The 16,450-nt window shown below is 61.5% G+C and carries 17 protein-coding genes and 2 tRNA genes; 3 read left to right on the forward strand and 16 right to left on the reverse strand.

The annotated features are described in order from the left end of the window. Positions 1–37: 37 nt before the first annotated feature. From I6E74_RS00190 to I6E74_RS00220, 7 genes are all read right to left on the reverse strand, one after another. A complete protein-coding gene (locus I6E74_RS00190) occupies positions 38–574 on the reverse strand; it encodes a redoxin domain-containing protein (RefSeq protein WP_197121862.1) in 537 nt (178 codons plus the stop codon). Between the two features lie 88 nt (positions 575–662). Then, positions 663–1,202 carry a YaeQ family protein gene (locus I6E74_RS00195; protein ID WP_197121864.1) on the reverse strand — a complete coding sequence of 180 codons (540 nt, stop codon included), beginning with the start codon at positions 1,200–1,202 and terminating at the stop codon, positions 663–665. 63 nt (positions 1,203–1,265) lie between these two features. Then, complete coding sequence (locus I6E74_RS00200) at positions 1,266–1,871, reverse strand: nucleoside/nucleotide kinase family protein (protein ID WP_197121866.1); 606 nt, start codon at positions 1,869–1,871, stop codon at positions 1,266–1,268. Between the two features lie 79 nt (positions 1,872–1,950). Further along, a tRNA-Ser gene (locus I6E74_RS00205) sits at positions 1,951–2,039 on the reverse strand. 64 nt (positions 2,040–2,103) lie between these two features. Then, positions 2,104–3,402 carry an LCP family protein gene (locus I6E74_RS00210; RefSeq protein WP_197121868.1) on the reverse strand — a complete coding sequence of 433 codons (1,299 nt, stop codon included), beginning with the start codon at positions 3,400–3,402 and terminating at the stop codon, positions 2,104–2,106. Positions 3,403–3,447: 45 nt separating this feature from the next. Continuing rightward, positions 3,448–3,532: transfer RNA gene (locus I6E74_RS00215), tRNA-Ser, on the reverse strand. Positions 3,533–3,620: 88 nt separating this feature from the next. Further along, positions 3,621–5,237: a PucR family transcriptional regulator gene (locus tag I6E74_RS00220; protein ID WP_197121870.1), complete on the reverse strand. Its 1,617-nt coding sequence runs from the start codon at positions 5,235–5,237 to the stop codon at positions 3,621–3,623. 133 nt (positions 5,238–5,370) lie between these two features. Between I6E74_RS00220 and I6E74_RS00225 the strand changes: the two genes are divergently transcribed. Next, the gene (locus tag I6E74_RS00225) at positions 5,371–6,690 is read left to right on the forward strand and encodes an aspartate aminotransferase family protein (RefSeq protein WP_197121872.1); all 1,320 of its coding nucleotides are present in this window, start codon (positions 5,371–5,373) and stop codon (positions 6,688–6,690) included. A 105-nt stretch (positions 6,691–6,795) separates the two neighbouring features. Here I6E74_RS00225 and I6E74_RS00230 read toward each other — a convergent pair whose 3' ends face one another. Further along, positions 6,796–7,617 (reverse strand): HAD-IIB family hydrolase, encoded by an 822-nt coding sequence (locus tag I6E74_RS00230; RefSeq protein ID WP_307784338.1) that lies wholly within the window; start codon positions 7,615–7,617, stop codon positions 6,796–6,798. Continuing rightward, positions 7,614–8,879, reverse strand: coding sequence for a serine--tRNA ligase (gene serS, locus I6E74_RS00235; protein WP_197121874.1), 1,266 nt, complete (start codon positions 8,877–8,879; stop codon positions 7,614–7,616). The genes I6E74_RS00230 and serS overlap by 4 nt, the downstream gene beginning before the upstream one ends. A gap of 37 nt (positions 8,880–8,916) precedes the next feature. Between serS and I6E74_RS00240 the strand changes: the two genes are divergently transcribed. Then, positions 8,917–10,008, forward strand: coding sequence for a diacylglycerol kinase family protein (locus I6E74_RS00240; RefSeq protein WP_197121876.1), 1,092 nt, complete (start codon positions 8,917–8,919; stop codon positions 10,006–10,008). On the opposite strand, the gene pheA is transcribed toward I6E74_RS00240, so the two are convergent. Then, complete coding sequence (gene pheA, locus I6E74_RS00245; protein ID WP_197121878.1) at positions 9,992–10,957, reverse strand: prephenate dehydratase; 966 nt, start codon at positions 10,955–10,957, stop codon at positions 9,992–9,994. The genes I6E74_RS00240 and pheA overlap by 17 nt on opposite strands. A 24-nt stretch (positions 10,958–10,981) precedes the next feature. Next, on the reverse strand, positions 10,982–11,794 hold the full coding sequence (locus tag I6E74_RS14670; protein WP_197121880.1) for a M15 family metallopeptidase: 813 nt from the start codon (positions 11,792–11,794) through the stop codon (positions 10,982–10,984). Between the two features lie 76 nt (positions 11,795–11,870). Here I6E74_RS14670 and I6E74_RS00255 point away from each other — a divergent pair, with 76 nt between their 5' ends. Continuing rightward, on the forward strand, positions 11,871–12,155 hold the full coding sequence (locus I6E74_RS00255) for a GNAT family N-acetyltransferase (protein ID WP_197107051.1): 285 nt from the start codon (positions 11,871–11,873) through the stop codon (positions 12,153–12,155). A gap of 34 nt (positions 12,156–12,189) precedes the next feature. Here I6E74_RS00255 and I6E74_RS00260 read toward each other — a convergent pair whose 3' ends face one another. From I6E74_RS00260 to I6E74_RS00280, 5 genes are read right to left on the reverse strand one after another with little or no spacing between them, the layout of a single operon-like run. Continuing rightward, complete coding sequence (locus I6E74_RS00260; RefSeq protein ID WP_197121883.1) at positions 12,190–12,945, reverse strand: heme ABC transporter ATP-binding protein; 756 nt, start codon at positions 12,943–12,945, stop codon at positions 12,190–12,192. Further along, positions 12,942–14,000 (reverse strand): iron ABC transporter permease, encoded by a 1,059-nt coding sequence (locus I6E74_RS00265; RefSeq protein WP_197121885.1) that lies wholly within the window; start codon positions 13,998–14,000, stop codon positions 12,942–12,944. Before I6E74_RS00265 ends, I6E74_RS00260 begins: the two co-directional genes overlap by 4 nt. Next, the gene (locus I6E74_RS00270) at positions 13,979–15,028 is read right to left on the reverse strand and encodes a biotin/lipoate A/B protein ligase family protein (protein WP_197123559.1); all 1,050 of its coding nucleotides are present in this window, start codon (positions 15,026–15,028) and stop codon (positions 13,979–13,981) included. The genes I6E74_RS00265 and I6E74_RS00270 overlap by 22 nt, the downstream gene beginning before the upstream one ends. A gap of 33 nt (positions 15,029–15,061) precedes the next feature. Further along, positions 15,062–15,523: an HIT family protein gene (locus I6E74_RS00275; RefSeq protein ID WP_197121887.1), complete on the reverse strand. Its 462-nt coding sequence runs from the start codon at positions 15,521–15,523 to the stop codon at positions 15,062–15,064. Beyond that, positions 15,524–16,450: an alpha/beta hydrolase gene (locus tag I6E74_RS00280; protein WP_197121890.1), complete on the reverse strand. Its 927-nt coding sequence runs from the start codon at positions 16,448–16,450 to the stop codon at positions 15,524–15,526. It lies immediately after the preceding gene.

Here is a 16,450-nt window from a genome sequence, read left to right on the forward strand (position 1 = left end):
TGCCTTACCGTTCAGAGCTACACCCGGCGTGCACGACTCAGTGCGCGGGCGCTACCGTTCCGCGCGCGGGATAATCGGTCTCGGTGACGTACTCGAGACCATGAATGATGGCCTTCACGGGCATCCGACCGAAAGGCATGCTGGAAACAGTAGTCCAGAACACGGTGTTGTCGGCGTCAAGAATGAACATGCCCGGCTCGCTAAACAGCTCCGGTTCGCCCTTCTTGAAACCGCTCGAGAGGAAGAGACCCCATTCGCGAGCCTGCTCTTCGCTCAACCCATAAGCAATCGGAAGCCGACTGAGTTCCCAATCCTCGATCGATATCGTGACGCGCTTGAGGGTGTCCATGCTGATGGCCACGACGCGACCCACCCCGGCTTCACGCAGCGCATCCATGTTGTCGTCAAGTTCGCGAAGCTGCTTGCGGCACACCGGGCAGTGCAGACCGCGATAGAAAACCAGAAGGGTGAAACGGCCATCGGCGCCCGTCCCCAGCGCGAGATCCTCAAGGGAACCTCCGCGCGCGAGTGGCAACGAAAGGGCGGGAGGCTGGGTGCGCGGCAGAATAGTCATCTTCTAGACCAACATAGCGGCGGGCGGCATTCATTCCGAGAACTTCACACACCACAGGTGCTTCTCGGGAAAGGTCAACGCACCGTCGCTACTCCACGGGGTGGCTATGCAGTGCCGAACTCACCGTGGTGCCGTTGAGCTCGAGATACAGCTGCCCCTCCGTCACCGACAGGGTGACAGCGTTGCGTCGTTCCAGGGCGGCCACAGCGTCTTCGATGAAGCCGGGATCAAAACTGCGGAAGACAATTTCGCTCGCGTTGTGGATCTTCTTGCCTGCCCACGGAGCTGCAACCTTTACCGGGTTACGGTGCGTGTAGATGGCGACCCTGTCTGCCAGTTTGCTACCGAAGTGAAGTCGGGCAGCATCCGGTGCACCGATCTCAATCCAGGCCGTGATCGTGCCGGTGAGGTCGCGAACCAGAACTGCAGGTTCATTGGTCGACGAGACTCCCTCGCTGAACGCGATTCCCTCCTCGAATTCGAGGCAATACGCGAGCACACGAGTCATCATGTACAAGTCTGTTTCAGAGGGATGCCGCGCGACGCGAAGCGTGAAGTCGTCGTAAACCCCGCGGTCCACATCCGCCAATTGCACCGTGAAAGTGTGGATCGTTGAGCCAGTTGCCATAACGCCCGAGCCTAGTCTGTGGACGCGCCGGTGCTAGCCAGCGCTCAGGCGCCAGCCAGGCGCTCAGGAAGCAGCGACGACGGCATCCGCTCGCTGGCGCGTCGTGCGGATGAGCACAGCATTGGGTTCGTCGACCTCGGTAACCCAGCGGGCGGCATCCGCCTCCGAACGCCCGTAACGCTCGTGACGGGCCACGAGCCTGTCGCGCCGAAGGTCGTCATTGACGTCGAGATACCAGACCTCATCAAGCAGGGGTCGTATCGCACCCCAGCCGGCATTGTCGTGGAGAAGGTAGTTGCCTTCCGTCACGATCAACGGGGCATCGCCGGGGAGCAGAACCGCGCCAGCGATGGCGGCGTCGACCGCTCGATCGAATCGCGGAACGACGACAGTCTCCCCGGCACGCAGCCGACGCAGTGTTGAGGCAAGGCCTTCAACATCGAAAGTCCCCGGCGCACCCTTCTTGTTCCGAAGGCCTAGACGGTCGAGGTGTTCATTGGCGAAGTGGAAACCATCCATCGGGAGGATAGGCACCGCGAGCTTCTCCGCGAACGTCGACTTACCTGCCCCGGGCGGCCCGACAACGCCAAGCAGAAAGGGCGCACCGCTTGTGCGCTCGCTCAGCAACTCGATTCGCGCGGCCGCTTCGGCGACGGTGTAGGTTTTCACGACGTCCCTTCGCGTTGGCAATGATCACCGCTCTTAACGCAAGAAAACCCTTGAACAATCAAGGGTTTTCTTTGCAGAGCGGAGACGGAGAGATTTGAACTCTCGGTACCCTTACGGGTACTCCACCTTAGCAGGGTGGTGCACTAGGCCGGACTATGCGACGTCTCCAGACGTACTCAGCAATCATAACCGCTTAGGAGCGGAACGACGAACCGAGCCTCAAATAGAACGATTAGTAGCTGTTCGTGATCGTGCAGGTCTCATCCGCAGCGCTCTGGCCGCGAATATCGAGAACCTCGGCATCAACCTCAGGAGCAGCCGTTGCATTGGGGTCGGCCGACTCTGTGGCTTCGGGTTCCGTAGTCGATTCAACAGAATCAGGGTTGACGTAGGACCCCATGTCGTCTCCAGCGTTTGCGAGCACAAATGGTTCATCGGCCGCGATCAAGTCAATCATTTGATCACCCAGGTACGTGTTCGGCTGAACCTTGCCCGAGTACACGCCGACGCCGCCAGTGGTACCGGGGTACTGCACAAACTGAACCGTATCGAGCGGAACATCCTTCAACGCCAGAGCGATGGAGACGAGGGTCGGAACATCGCTGAGTCCAGTCGACAGCTGCATGTTATCGATCGCGGCTTGCGCCAGATTGTAGAGCTTCTTGTAGTCACCGAGCGTGTCTTCGCTCTTGAGAGTGCGCACCATCGAAGAAAGATAAACCTGCTGCGAACTAATGCGCGTGAGGTCACTACCGTCACCCACACCGTGGCGAGAACGGAGGAAGCCTAGAGCTTCAGCACCCTGAAGTACATATGTGCCTGCTTCAGGAAGGTTGATGTCTGCGAGCGGGTCAACGAGCGGGCCATCGATACAGACAGGAACGCCGCCGATGGCGTTGGTCATCTCGATGACACCTTGGAAAGTAATAACGCCGGCGAACTGGATATCGAGGCCGGTGAACTCTGACAGCGTCAAGACGACACAGGCTAGGCCGCCATACGACATCGCCGTGTTGAGCGCCTCGGTGGAGTAGTACTTGTTGTAATCGCCATCCAAGCTCGGGCACTCCGGAATACCCATAACCAAGTCGCGCGGAAAGCTGATGGCAGTCGCGGATTGACCGTCAGCCGCCACATGCAAAATCATGTTGACGTCATTGAGTTCACCAGATTCAACCGCTGCGGAGCCTCCGACGCCATCCTGATCAACGCGAGTATCGCTACCCACGATGAGGATGTTGAAGCCACCCTCAAAGCTGCCGATCTGAGGCGGAGCGCCTTCGGTTTCACCGATGAGGGCAACGGTGTCGCGCTGACTATAAACATTGTCAAAGGCGACAGCGCCAACAGCGGCACCACTGACTAACAGAACAGCGAGCGATGCGGCAACGACCTTAGCGATCGAGCCCCACGGTCCTGGCTTCTTCAACCGTCCGTGACGTGCCAGACCTTGGACTTCAGGCTTTTTCTTCGAGTCGGTGCGGTCTACAGAGCGCGAACGCAACTCTGAGCGCGGACGAAGTTCACTCATCGCACTCCCCTTTCTTTAGCCGGAAACAAGACATGACACGCAGAGCGGAGGGCGTGGGATTCGAACCCACGAGACATTTCTGCCCACCAGTTTTCAAGACTGGCTCCATCGGCCGCTCGGACAGCCCTCCTTGCGTGACGCAAGTTCAGAGTGTATCTGATGCCCGCAAGGCGTACCTGAAAGGCAGGCTAGAAGGCTCGAAATGGGGGTAGTGAGCTCTAGCCGTGCAGCCGAAGCGCCGCCCACACCTCAAGCCGCCCCTCGAACGACTCCAGATCGAGGTTCAGGATGCTCGCCGCTTGGTCGACGCGCGACCGCACCGTATGCCGATGAACGCCGAGCTTCGCAGCCGTCGCGCCCCACGAACAATCGTTCGCAAACCAGGAGCGCAACGTCTCCACGAGAGCCGCCGAATGCGCGCTATCGAAATTGCTGAGCGGCGTGAGCACTCGGTGCGCCACTCGCTCAGCACCAGCAGCCTGGAGCACCCCGAGCATTCCGGAGTCGCCAATATCCGCGAAATCAGTGAGCCCAGCCTGACCGCCGCGAGCGTAGAGGGCGCTGGATGCGTGCCCGAGCGCTGCGCCCAGCCCCGCATAATCGACGGCACTGGAGCTGCCTGCCACGAGCTCGTGGTCAGCGATGAGTTGTGTGAGGTCTCGCTGCACGTCGGTCAGTTCAGAAGGCAGTGCGGAGAACTGCTGCTGTGCGCCCGCTTCAACGAGAACGACGACGGTGTCGCCGCGAACGGCGAAAAATGCGCTGCCGTCGGCATCAAGCGAGAGGGCGTCGAGGGCATCCAGTACGAAGTGGCTGTGGGTTTGCCGTGCAATCGCCACGACGCTCAGCGGCGCTACCGGAAGAGCGCCCCACACTTCGCCAGCAATTGCCGCGGCCGCGGCGACGTTGCCGGAGAGCACCAGCTCGAGCAGTGACGACCTCAGCTGACCACGCGTGGCATCCAGGGTGCGGTTCTGTTCAAGCGCAAGGGTGGCCATCGCGATCACGCTCGTCACGAGTTCGTTCTCAGCACGATCAAGAGGCACGCCGCGGCCAAGAGCCAGCGCACCGCGCAACTCTCCGTTCTGGCCGAGGGTCTGGATGGTGACTTGCCCAGAGTCGAGAGTGAAGGCGGTGGATGACCGGCTGCCCTTGCGCAGCGCCCGCGCCACCTCATCCCTTACCGGCTGAGCAAAGCGAGCTGCGGAGCGTTGCTGGCCAGGAACGGGAATCGGGTGACCTGTCGCGTCGAAGAGCCCAACCCAGCATGAGAGTTGACGTTCGAGCTCGATGAGGGTTGACCGCAAGCCTGTTGGTTTGAGAGCGGCGTGCGAAATGGCTTTGTGGGCAGAAATCGACCATGCCATGCGACGGCTGCGCTCCGCCGCGATGCGATCAGCGACTTCGCGGATGACCGCAATAAAGGGAACGCGATCGGGAACGTCAATAAGGGGGAAGCCCACACGCGCACAAGCCGCAGCGAGCGCCTCTGGCATGCCTTGGTGAAGAAAGTGCGTTGCGAAACCGAGCCCGACAAGACCGGTGTCGATGAGGCGCTCAATGTAGGAGTCGTAGTCGTAAAGCTCAGCAGCTGCTCCGAACCCGAACTGCGCACCATCGGTGAGCAAAACATTGCCGCGGCTCAAGAACGGCGTCGGGTCATCGAGGTCGGAACTGTGCACCCAACTAATCGGAGCGCTCATTCTGGCCGTGAAAGCGGAGCTGAGTCTGGCACTCTCCACGGGGCTGGTGTTAGCGCCTGCGGTGGCGCTCGCCTCGATCACGCTCAGTCGCAATGTGCGCCTCGTGAGCAGCCATTGAATCGTCGGGAGCATCCGGTTTCTCCCCTCATCGCCCTGTAGTCACATTATGTCGAACAATTGGTGATCTGGTGTACATATTGGCAGCCACGCGCGAGTGGCCGGCAGCAATAGTTGAGTCATTCAGCTTCGTCACGAAAGGTGCCCCATGAACTCCGCGCCCGCAACACCCCAGCACAGCAACGCCGACACCGTCGCGCTTGACCGCGCCCACGTATTCCATTCCTGGTCAGCACAGGGCGCACTCAAACCGCTCGTGCTCGAAGGCGGCCACGGAAGCATGGTTTGGGACGACGAAGGAAACGAATACCTCGACTTCTCGAGCCAGCTCGTCAACGTCAACATCGGCCACCAGCATCCAGCAGTCATCGCCGGCATCAAGGCACAGGCCGACATCATGGCTACCGTCGCGCCGGCCCACGCCATCAACATCCGCGGCGAAGCAGCCCGCAAAATCACCGACCACGCGCCCGACGGCATGAACAAGGTCTTCTTCACCAACGGTGGAGCGGATGCCAACGAGAACGCCATGCGCATGGCCCGCTTGCACACCGGCCGCGACAAGATCATTTCGCGCTACCGCTCGTACCACGGCAACACCGGATCGGCCGTAGTCGCCACCGGCGACTGGCGCCGCATCCCCAACGAATACGCTCGCGCCCACCTGCACGTGTTCGGCCCCTACGAGTACCGCTCCGAATTCTGGTCGGACTCCCCCGAACAAGAATCCGAGCGCGCCCTGCACCACCTAGAGCGCACCATCCAAGCGGAAGGCGCCGAGTCAATCGCCGCGATCCTGCTCGAAAGCATCCCCGGAACTGCTGGCGTGCTGACCCCGCCGCCCGGCTACATGGCTGGTGTTCGCGCGATCGCCGACAAGTACGGCATCCTGCTGATTCTGGATGAGGTCATGGTCGGCTTCGGTCGCACCGGACACTGGTTCGCGTTCGAAGCGTTCGACGTGAAGCCCGACCTCATCACCTTCGCCAAGGGAGTGAACTCCGGCTACATCCCCGTCGGCGGTGTGATTATCTCTGACGAGATCGCCGCAACGTTCGACGAGCGCGTCTTTCCCGGCGGACTCACTTACTCGGGTCACCCCATCGCGGCTGCCTCGATCGTCGCGGCCATCACCGCGATGGAAGACGAAGGCATCATCGAGAACGCTGCCATGATCGGTCGCGATCACATCGGCCCCGGCCTTGCCGCTCTCGCCGAGAAGCACGACTGCATCGGTGACGTTCGCGGAAGCGGCGTGTTCTGGGCGCTCGAACTGGTCGCCAACCGCGAGACGCGCGAGCCTCTCAGCGCGGCTGACATGGGCCGCATCAAGGGTGCGCTCGTGAAGCGCGGACTGTTGCCGTTTATTGCCGACAACCGCATCCACGTCGTACCGCCGGCTGTCGTGACACCCGACGAAGTTGCGCGCGCCATGGCCATCTACGACGAAGCACTCAGCGAGCTTTAACAGAGTTCTGCGCCGAAGGGGTTCAGCGCAGAAGCGGGTGGTTTGGCTGAGCTCGGCGTTCGGGCTTGGGCTCGGCTAAACCTCGCTACGGCGTTCTACGGCTCGCTACGGCTTGAAGGCGGCAAGAACGAGCGCGGCGCCATCGTCGAGATCGCTCTCGGTGACCTCGTTGGCGACCGCGAGCACGTCATCCGGAGCCTGGCCCATCGCAACGCCACGGCCGTGACGTGACGCCCACTCGAGCATGTCGATGTCGTTGCGACCATCACCCATGGCGAGCACTCGCGTGCGCGGGATGCCGAGACGCGAACGCACATTTTCGAGCGCCGTCGACTTGTTGACGCCATCGGGCGCGATGTCGAGCCAGGCAGTCCAGCCCACGTTGTAGCTGACCTTGTGAAGGCCCATTTTCTCGACAACCGAGAGGAAATCATCGACTTGGTGTTGGGGCGAGATCACGACAACGCGTGTCGCCTGCACCTTCACGAGCTCATCGAAAGCCACATCTTCGCTGACCGCACCGAGCGCACCGTCGGGGAACTTGCCGTTGACAAAGAACTTGCCCGTCGCATCCTCAACCGCGTAGTTCGCCGAACCCAAGTGCTCCTTGATGCTCGTGAGCACCTCTCTGGGGTTGAACATCTCCACAAATTCGCGACTGTAGCCGCCCTCGCCCATCGGGTTGCGCTTGAGCGTAATCGCCCCGTTAGAGCAGACCACGTACTGCGGCTTCAGCCCGAGCTTCTGCAGAATAGGCAAAGTCATGGCAACCGAACGACCGGTGGCCAACATAACTTCGTGCCCGGCATCTCGAACCTTCGCGACCGCCGCAATAACGGCGTCGTTCATCTCGCCCGACTCGAGCAGCACAGTGCCATCGATGTCGAGTGCGATCATCCAGCGGTCATCCTGCGCTGCGGTTGTCACGCGATTGGCTCCAAAATTTCTAGGCCACCGAGGTAAGGGCGAAGTGCTTTCGGCACCACGACCGACCCGTCGGGCTGTTGGTGGGTTTCAAGAATGGCAACCAGCCAGCGGGTGGTTGCGAGAGTTCCGTTGATGGTCGCTACCGGGGCGGTTTTACCCGACTCGGTGCGATAGCGGATGTCGAGACGGCGCGCCTGATAAGTCGTGCAGTTCGAGGTGGAAGTGAGTTCGCGGTAGGTGCCCTGAGTAGGAACCCAGGCCTCAATGTCGTACTTGCGAGCAGCGCTCGAACCGAGGTCACCACCGGCAACATCGATCACGCGGTAGCTGAGCTCACACGCCTGCAGCATCGATTCTTGGAACGACAGCAGGCGCTCGTGCTCGGCCTGAGCATTCTCGGGTAGCACGTAGCTGAACATCTCGAGCTTGTTGAACTGGTGCACCCGCAGAATGCCGCGGTTGTCTTTGCCCGCAGAACCGGCCTCACGGCGGTAGCAGGTCGACCAACCGGCGTAGCGCAGCGGGCCCTTCGAGAGATCGAGGATCTCGTCGGAGTGATAACCGGCGAGTGCCACTTCACTCGTACCAGTGAGGTACAAGTCGTCGGCGGGCAAGTAATAAATCTCATCGGAGTGCTCACCCAAGAACCCGGTGCCGGCCATCATCTCGGGGCGCACGAGCGTTGGCGTGATGAGCGGGATGAAGTCGCCAGCGATAGCGCGATCGAGAGCCATGTTCATGAGGCCGATTTCGAGTCGCGCACCAACACCCTTGAGGAAGTAGAACCGGCTGCCCGATACCTTCACTCCGCGGGGAATGTCGATGGCTCCCAGGATTTCGCCGAGATCCGCGTGGTCGCGGGGCTCAAAGTCGAACTTTTTGGGAGTGCCAACTTCGCGCACGAGCTCCCAGTCATCCTCGCCACCCACGGGAACGCCCTCAACAGCAATGTTGCCGAGTGCACCGACGATGCGAGTGAATTCTGCCTCAGCCTCGGTGGAAACCAGCTGAGCGGCCTTTACCCGAGCAGCCAGCTTCTGAGCCTCAGCGACGAGCGCCTTCTTCTCTTCGGATGGCGCCTGAGCGACCTTCTTGCCGAAACTATTTTGCTCAGCCCGGAGCGCCTCAAATTCGCCAATACTGACGCGACGCTTCTGGTCGGCGGCAATAGCATCGTCGACCAACTGGACCGAAGCTCCGCGCGCGATTTGCGACCGCCGCACGGCTTCAGGGTTTTCTCTAAGAATTTGGGGGTCAATCACCCCTACAGCCTACCGATTCATGGCGTAGCGTTTATCTGTGCCCACCCCTCGAAACTCAAAACCTAAAGTTGCGGTTGTTTACAACCCCATCAAGGTCGATCTTGCCAAGCTCAAGAAGATGGTCACTGCTGCGGCGAAGGCCGCCGACTGGGCTGCCCCCATCTGGTTTTCCACGACCAAGGAGGATGCCGGCCAGAACGTCACCGGCAGTGCGATCCGTCGTGGTGTCGCCGTGGTGATCGCTGCAGGCGGCGATGGCACCGTGCGTGCTGTGGCCGAGGCCCTCGGGGGCAGCGGAGTCGCGTTGGCTGTCGTTTCGGCGGGCACAGGTAATCTCCTCGCTCGCAACTTGGATCTACCAACAGGCAGCATCCGCGACAGTGTTGAACTGGCCTTCCACGGTGCAGACCACGCCATCGACCTCGGCATGGTCGAAATTGTGCGGGACAACGACGAGCACGAAAAACACGCCTTCTTGGTGATGGCGGGCCTAGGGCTCGACGCCAAGATGATCAAGAACACCAGCACGAAGCTGAAGAAAGCTGTCGGCTGGTTGGCCTACGTCGACGGCATTGCGCGGTCCATTCCCGAGCTGAAACCTGTGAAGCTGCGCTTCAGCGTGGATGGCTCCCCCAATCGTTCCCTCAGCGCGCACACCGTGATCATCGGCAATTGCGGATCACTGCCCGGTGGTTTGCTGCTGATGCCCGAAGCCCAACCCGACGACGGCATCCTCGATATGGCCGCGCTCATACCTCGCGGTCGTTTCGGGTGGCTCAACATTTGGAACAAGATTGCGTGGGAGAACGGCGTGCTGCGCAAAAGCGTGATCGGCCGCCGCATTATCGACCTCTCGAAAGACGTGCGTGACGTGCGCTACGCCAAAGGCAGCGACCTCAACATGATCGTCGATACCCCGGAGGAGTTTCAGCTCGACGGAGACGACTTCGGTCTCGCCAAATCAGTGCACGCCTGGGTGGAACCCGGCGCGCTCATTGTGCGCGTACCGAAGGTTCACACTCGCGCCGAAGTACGGGCTCATTCCAAGGCGCGATCACAAGCGCGCACCACTGCGCGCACGACCGCTCAAGAAAAAGCGCGAAGCAAAAAGGCTACGGCTCGCGAGTAGCCGAAGGCTCGTTAGTGGTGATGGCCCGCAACCAGTCGCGTGCCTCAACAAACACATCGTTGCCGTAGCGCGGCGTTACCGTCGTGGCGAGCTTGTCTGCCCGCGGGTAGCTGCCCAAGAAGATGACGTTCGGGCTGAACCGCTTCAGCCCGAGCAGCGCGTCTGCCACCCGCTCATCGAGGATGTGCCCCTCAAGATCGATGACGAAGCGGTAGCGACCTAGCTCGTCACCAATCGGCCGCGATTCGATGAGGCTCATGTTGACGCCGCGCGTCGCAAACTGCTCAAGCATTTCGAGCAAGCGACCAGGAGCGTTGTCGGGGAGTTCAACGATCACACTCGTCTTGTCTGCGCCGGTCGGCTCAGGCAATTCGGCGTTCGACGAGACCAGCACAAACCGCGTCACAGAGTTCTGGTTATTCGCAATGTTCTCAGCAAGAACCTCGAGCGGATAGTGCTCGGTGATTCCGGGTGGGGCGACTGCGGCATCCGCAATGCTGTTGTCGAGCAAGGATGCGGCAGCGGCAACGTTGGAGGTCGCAGGGATGTAGCCGTGTTGGGGAAGCTGGGCATCAATCCAGCGCCGCGTTTGCCCATAGGCGACCGGATGCGCGTTCACCGTCGTCACGTCGGCGAGCGTCGTTCCAGGCCGGGCCACGAGCACGAAGTTCACGGGCACCAAGTATTCGCCCAAGATCCGCAGATTGGGGGTGGTGGTCAACGCATCTTGAGTGACGCTGACGCCACCATCGATCGAGTTTTCGATAGCGATCATCGCGGCAACGCTGCGACCGCTCGTGACATCGTCGAGAGCTTCGCCAACGTTGTTGACGCTCTGCCAGCGGGCACCGACCGCTTCGGGAACCTGCTTAAGCGCGGCCTCCGTAAAGGTTCCGGCAGGCCCGAGGTAGCTGTAGCTCACAGTGTCGGGGTGCGGCGTCGAAGTCATGACACGAGTTTAGGGTGCCAGCGACTAGCCGTAGTTCGGTGCGGCAGGCAGACCAAAGAACTCTTCCAAGGTTTGGATGCCCGTGCTGTGAAGTTCAGCGGCAAGTGCATTGCCCACGTAGCGCATGTGCCATGGCTCGTACTCGTACCCGGTGATGTCGGTTTTTCCCTCGGGATAGCGGACAGTGAAGCCGTACTTCCAGCCATTTTCCGCCAACCACTGCCCCTGCGGGGTGTCACCAAAGCACTGGTCAAGGGTGCAATTCGCAGGCGACGCACTCACGTCAATCGAGAGACCGGTTTGGTGTTCGCTGTGGCCTGGGCGCGCGCTCGTGAGGTCTGCAGCCTCTTGCCCAAGACTTGATACCCAGCCGGCATAGACGCTCTCTTGAGACCAATAGCTGCGGTAGGAGCTCTGCGACTGCATCTGAAGCCCGGTTTCAGCTTCGAACGCAGCAAACATTTCGATGACCGCCGCGGCAGCATCCGGCGTCAAGTAGGGCTCATACACGTACGGCACATCGACGAACACGAGGTTCGGTTCGTAGGTTTGCGGGTTGAGCGGGCGTAACTTATTCGCGACGACCCAGAGACTGCTCGCATCGTCGATGGAGAACTGGGTTTTGTCGAACGTGGGAGTGGGGGTAGGTGTTGGCGTCGGGGTGGGAGTGGGCGTCGGAGTAGGCGTGCGGGTTGCGGTCGCAACCGGCTCGGGACTGGGCTCAAGCGCGACAAACGAAGCCACTGCGGCAATAACGATCAGTACGAAACCGGTGACGGCGATGATGATCAATCGACGGCGTGACCCGCCGAATTTGGGGGGAGGAGAATCAGACACCCGTCGATACTATTCCCATGCTTTGACGCGCCGCAGAACACATCCCCAGCCGAGACACCGCGACTAGGCTTTGGTCATGGCCAGCGAAGTTATCCACGACCCTGCAATGCACCGGTACGAGTTGCTTGTCGATGGCGTGCAGGCCGGACTCGCCGACTACCAGCTGCGCGACGATCAGATCGTTTTTGTGCACACCGAGATTGATCCCAAGTTTCGAGGCCGGGGTCGCGGCAGCGAACTAGCCCGCGGCGCCCTCAATCTGGTGCGTGCCGAAAGCGAAACCCGCGTCGTGGCAAAGTGCGAGTTCATCGATAAATTCATCACCGATCACCCCGAGTACCGCGACCTTCTCAGCCGCTAATCGTTCCAGGCGGCTGGTCTGTCAATAGCCGCCGTCAGCGTCGGGGAACGACTACCGGATGCCCGCCAACGTCGTGCAGGTCGACCGCGAGGCCATAGACCCGCTCGACGCGCTCGGCGGTGAGTACTTCGCTGGGAGTACCGATCGCGTCGAGCGTGCCGTGCGCAACGAGGGCGAGGCGGTCGGAGTAGGCACCGGCGAGGCTGAGGTCGTGGAGTACGACCACGACAGCACGACCATCGGCGGCCATCGAGCGGGCAACCCGCATCACCTCTTCTTGGTGGCGCAGGTCGAGGGCTGCAGTCGGCTCATCCAAGAACACGACGGGGGTGTGCTGAGCGAGAACTCGCGCGAGCGAGACGCGCGCCTTTTCGCCCCCCGACAGCGTGGTGAACCGGCGCTCGCTCAGGTGGGCGACATCCGTGACAGCAAGAGCATCATTAACGACGGCAACGTCGTCACGGCTATCCGTGGTTCGCGACCACGGGCTTCGGCCCATGGCAACGACTTCAGACACCCGGAAGGGAAAACTGACCGTGTTCTCTTGAGTGAGAACGGCGCGCAAGCGGGCGAGCTCTGCATGTCGGATGCCGCCGATATCGCGCCCGTCGATGGTCACGGTTCCGCTGTCTGGCTTGCGGTCGCCGCTCAAGACCGACAGCAGCGTCGACTTTCCGGCACCGTTGGGCCCGACGAGGGCAAGGACTTCGCCCGGAGCAACATCGAGGCTGACGTCGTCGAGGATGGCGCGAGAGTCGAGTTGAACACTCACGTTGCGTGCGCTAATCATGCCCACCCTCCGCTCTGGCGGCGTTGGCGGAACAGAAGGTAGAAGAAGAACGGGCCGCCAATGAGCGAGGTGAGGAGACCGATCGGTAGGTCGCCGCCGGGCACGACGGAGCGGGCGAGCAGGTCGGAGAGCACGAGCAGTACTGCGCCGCCGACAGCGCTGGCAATGATGAGCGGGCGATGGGCCGGCCCGATCGCCATCCGCATGGCGTGCGGCACAACCAAACCGACGAAGGCAATGATTCCCACAAACGCCACGGCAACACCGGTGAGAAGAGCAACGATCACGATCGACACGATGCGCAGGCGCTCAACGTTCACACCGAGGTGACGAGCGTTGCGCTCCCCCAGCGCGAGCAGGTCGAAGGGGCGCGCGAGCACCACGGCGGCGACGAGACCGATCGCGGTGACGAGCGCCACGATGAGCACTTCGCTCCAGCGCGAACCATTGAGCGAGCCCAGTTGCCAAAACACGATTTGTTCGCGGCTGCCCGAGTCGGCGACGAACAGCAAGAAAGCGAGGCCGGCGCCAGCGAAGGCGTTCACGGCGATACCGGTCAACAGCAGCGTCACCACTTCGGTGCGACCGTTGGCCCGCGAGACGAAGTAAACCAGCAGCGTGGCGAGCAGCCCGCCGACGAAAGCAAAGAGCGCAATCGCACTGTCACCGAGCGCGGCAACTCCCACCACGATCGCAATCGCGGCACCAAGAGCGGCACCGGATGAAACACCCACGACGCCAGGTTCGGCCAGCGGGTTGCCAAAGATGGCTTGCATCACAGCGCCCGCAACGGCGAGCGCTGCACCCACGACCATGGCCATCGCAATCCGGGGGAAACGCACCACCCAGAGCGTGGATTCCACGATCGAATCGGTGGGTGCCCAGGCGTTCTGGATGCCGAGCGAGCGCAGCAGCGATCCGCCCACTTCGGCAGGGCTCACCGGAAGTTGCCCGAGCACAGCCGACGCCACGATGCCGCCCAGCAGCAGCGCGGCAAGGGTGAGCGTGAGGGTCAGGCCGCGGAGAGTGGTGTTCACGGAACGCGCTGCAACCATTCTTCAGTGCCGAATTTTTCGGTCACGAGTTCTTCAGCACGAGCGATCTCATCGCTGGTGAGTTCGCTCTCGGTGAGACCGTGCAGCCCACGGAAGGTGGCAACCATTCTGTCGATGATATCGGCACGTTCCATGCCGGTCTGGCTGCGCAGCGGGTCGACTCGCTTGGCCGCCGACTTGGTGCCCTTGTCGCTCATTTTCTCGCGACCGATGCGCAGCACCTGCACCATCTTCTCGCCGTCCATGTCGTAACTCATGGTGACGTGGTGCAGCACAGCACCAGCACCGAGACGCTTTTGGGCTGCCCCGCCGATCTTGCCCGTGGGGCTCGCAATGTCGTTGAGGGGTTGGTAGCTGGCATCGATGCCGAGTGATTTGAGAGCGATGATGACCCACTCGTCGAGGAACGCATACGAGTCAGCGAAGGTCATGCCCTGCACGAGCTCGACCGGCGCGTAGATCGAGTAGGTGATGACGGTGCCCGCCTCCATAAACATGGCGCCACCGCCTGAGATTCGGCGCACGACCTCGAAGCCGAACTTCTTCGCGTTCTCGAGGTCAACTTCGTTGCGCAGAGACTGGAAGCTGCCGATCACGACGGCGGGCTTGTCCCATTCCCAAATGCGCAGAGTGGGTTGGCGACGACCGGAGGCAACCTCTTCGGAGAGCACCTGGTCCATCGCCATTTGCAGGCGCGGTTCGAGAGGTGGCCCAGTGACGATCTGCCAGTCGTAGTCTTTCCAGGTCGTGGCACGTTGCAGTGCACGACGGATGGCCGTGGCGACCGACTCGGCAGAGAAACCGAGCATGACGGTGCCCTCGGGCAGCGACTGCTGAATCGCGGCCGTGATGGTCTTCGCGTCAGAGTTTGCGGGGAGCCCGTTGATGGCGGCGTTGATGTCTTCGAGAGCATCATCCGGTTCAAGAAAGAAGTCGCCGGCGAGCCGGAAGCTGGTGATGGCGTCGTCGACAACGTCGAGATCGACCACTACGAGTTTTCCGCCAGGCACCTTGAATTCGCCGTGCATCACTCACCCCTGTCTAGTTGTACCGAATCCAGCCTACTGGGCAGTGTCAGCCTGCGGAATTGACCAGTCAAGCGGCGGCACGAACTCGCCGTGGCCGTGCTCGATCATGCGGGCCCGCAATCGCCGAAAAGCTTCGTCCAGAGCCGCAGCACCCGGGTCGCGGTTGATGCCCGTGTGGCTGTATTCATACACATTCCACGACGGCCAGACGTGCAAGTGCGCGTGCGGCACCCGGTAGCCCTCGAACATGAGACCGACCCGGTCGGCATCCCACTCGTCACGCTGGGCAAGGCCGATGAGCCGCCCGACACGGAAGATGTGCATCGCAAGGTCTTCGTCGAGTTCGCTCCACCGATCAACCTCGAGGCGCGGAATCACGAGCACATGGCCTGGCTTGCGGGGCTCGATCGTGAGAATGGCGAAGACACGGTCATCCGCCCAAATAAAGCGCCCGGGCGAGCGGCCGTTCAGAATCTCAGTGAAAATTGATGCCATTTATTTGGGTTCGGTCGCCTCGGGGTGGGCTGGCGCCGGAGGTGTCGCGTCAGGATGCACGGGCTTGAGCCGAGCATCGAGCCACACCACGAGGTCTCGAATGACGTCGTCTTTGTTGGTCTCGTTGAAGATTTCGTGGCGGGCACCCGGATACACGATGGCCTCAACGTCGGTGAGCTTGGAGCGCACCACGTAGTCGGCAGCGAGCGCCTCGATGCTGGCTTCGCCACCGAGCGAATCTTCGTCGCCGATCATGATGAGAATCGGGATGTCGCGCTTGAGGTGTTTGGCCGGACGACCGAGCAGACGCATGCCGTCGATGGGGCCGAAGAGTTTCAGAGCATCCGCGTAGAACGTCAGCGGATCGTGCACGAAGTCTTCGGCGACCTGCGCATCGCGGCTAAGCCATTCGTAGCCAGTGGTGCCGAGGTCTTTGTGCTTGGCGTTGAGGTTGCCGCTGTTCATGTGGGCGAAGGTGCGGTGCGCGGTGCCGGTGAGGATTGCCACTTCGTATTCGTCGGCGTGGTGATTGAGCACGTCTTGCACCATGAGGGAGCCCCACGAGTGACCGAGCAGCGCCAACGGAAGGGTGGGGTTCTCGGCCCGAATGATCTTCGTGAGGTCGCGGATGTTTTCGGTCGCCGCCCGCAGGCCGCCCTTGCCGAGCTTGCCCAGTTTGCTGGCGTCGCCCGCGTTCTGGTCGAGACCGGTTGCACCGTGCCCACGGTGGTCATCGGCATAGACCGTGTAGCCGGCAGCGACGAGCGCTTGGGCGAGATATTCGTAGCGGCGGGCGTGGTCGCCGAGGCCGTGCGTGAGCTGAAGCACCGCATGGGCTTTGGGCGATTGCCACACGTAATAGTGAATCGTCACTCCGTGGGCATCCGTGTAGGAGTGATCAGTTCGTGGCACCGTGAACTTGGGCAT

Source organism: Salinibacterium sp. SWN139 (genome assembly GCF_015864625.1).
In the GTDB taxonomy this organism is placed as follows: Bacteria; Actinomycetota; Actinomycetes; order Actinomycetales; family Microbacteriaceae; genus Rhodoglobus.

Coding starts and splice junctions, on each gene's coding strand:
- I6E74_RS00190 (WP_197121862.1), bottom strand. CDS start 574: ATGACTATTCTGCCGCGCACCCAGCCTCCCGCCCTTTCGTTGCCACTC.
- I6E74_RS00195 (WP_197121864.1), bottom strand. CDS start 1,202: ATGGCAACTGGCTCAACGATCCACACTTTCACGGTGCAATTGGCGGAT.
- I6E74_RS00210 (WP_197121868.1), bottom strand. CDS start 3,402: ATGAGTGAACTTCGTCCGCGCTCAGAGTTGCGTTCGCGCTCTGTAGAC.
- I6E74_RS00220 (WP_197121870.1), bottom strand. CDS start 5,237: ATGCTCCCGACGATTCAATGGCTGCTCACGAGGCGCACATTGCGACTG.
- I6E74_RS00225 (WP_197121872.1), top strand. CDS start 5,371: ATGAACTCCGCGCCCGCAACACCCCAGCACAGCAACGCCGACACCGTC.
- pheA (WP_197121878.1), bottom strand. CDS start 10,957: ATGACTTCGACGCCGCACCCCGACACTGTGAGCTACAGCTACCTCGGG.
- I6E74_RS00255 (WP_197107051.1), top strand. CDS start 11,871: ATGGCCAGCGAAGTTATCCACGACCCTGCAATGCACCGGTACGAGTTG.
- I6E74_RS00260 (WP_197121883.1), bottom strand. CDS start 12,945: ATGATTAGCGCACGCAACGTGAGTGTTCAACTCGACTCTCGCGCCATC.
- I6E74_RS00265 (WP_197121885.1), bottom strand. CDS start 14,000: ATGGTTGCAGCGCGTTCCGTGAACACCACTCTCCGCGGCCTGACCCTC.
- I6E74_RS00270 (WP_197123559.1), bottom strand. CDS start 15,028: ATGCACGGCGAATTCAAGGTGCCTGGCGGAAAACTCGTAGTGGTCGAT.
- I6E74_RS00275 (WP_197121887.1), bottom strand. CDS start 15,523: ATGGCATCAATTTTCACTGAGATTCTGAACGGCCGCTCGCCCGGGCGC.
- I6E74_RS00280 (WP_197121890.1), bottom strand. CDS start 16,450: ATGCCCAAGTTCACGGTGCCACGAACTGATCACTCCTACACGGATGCC.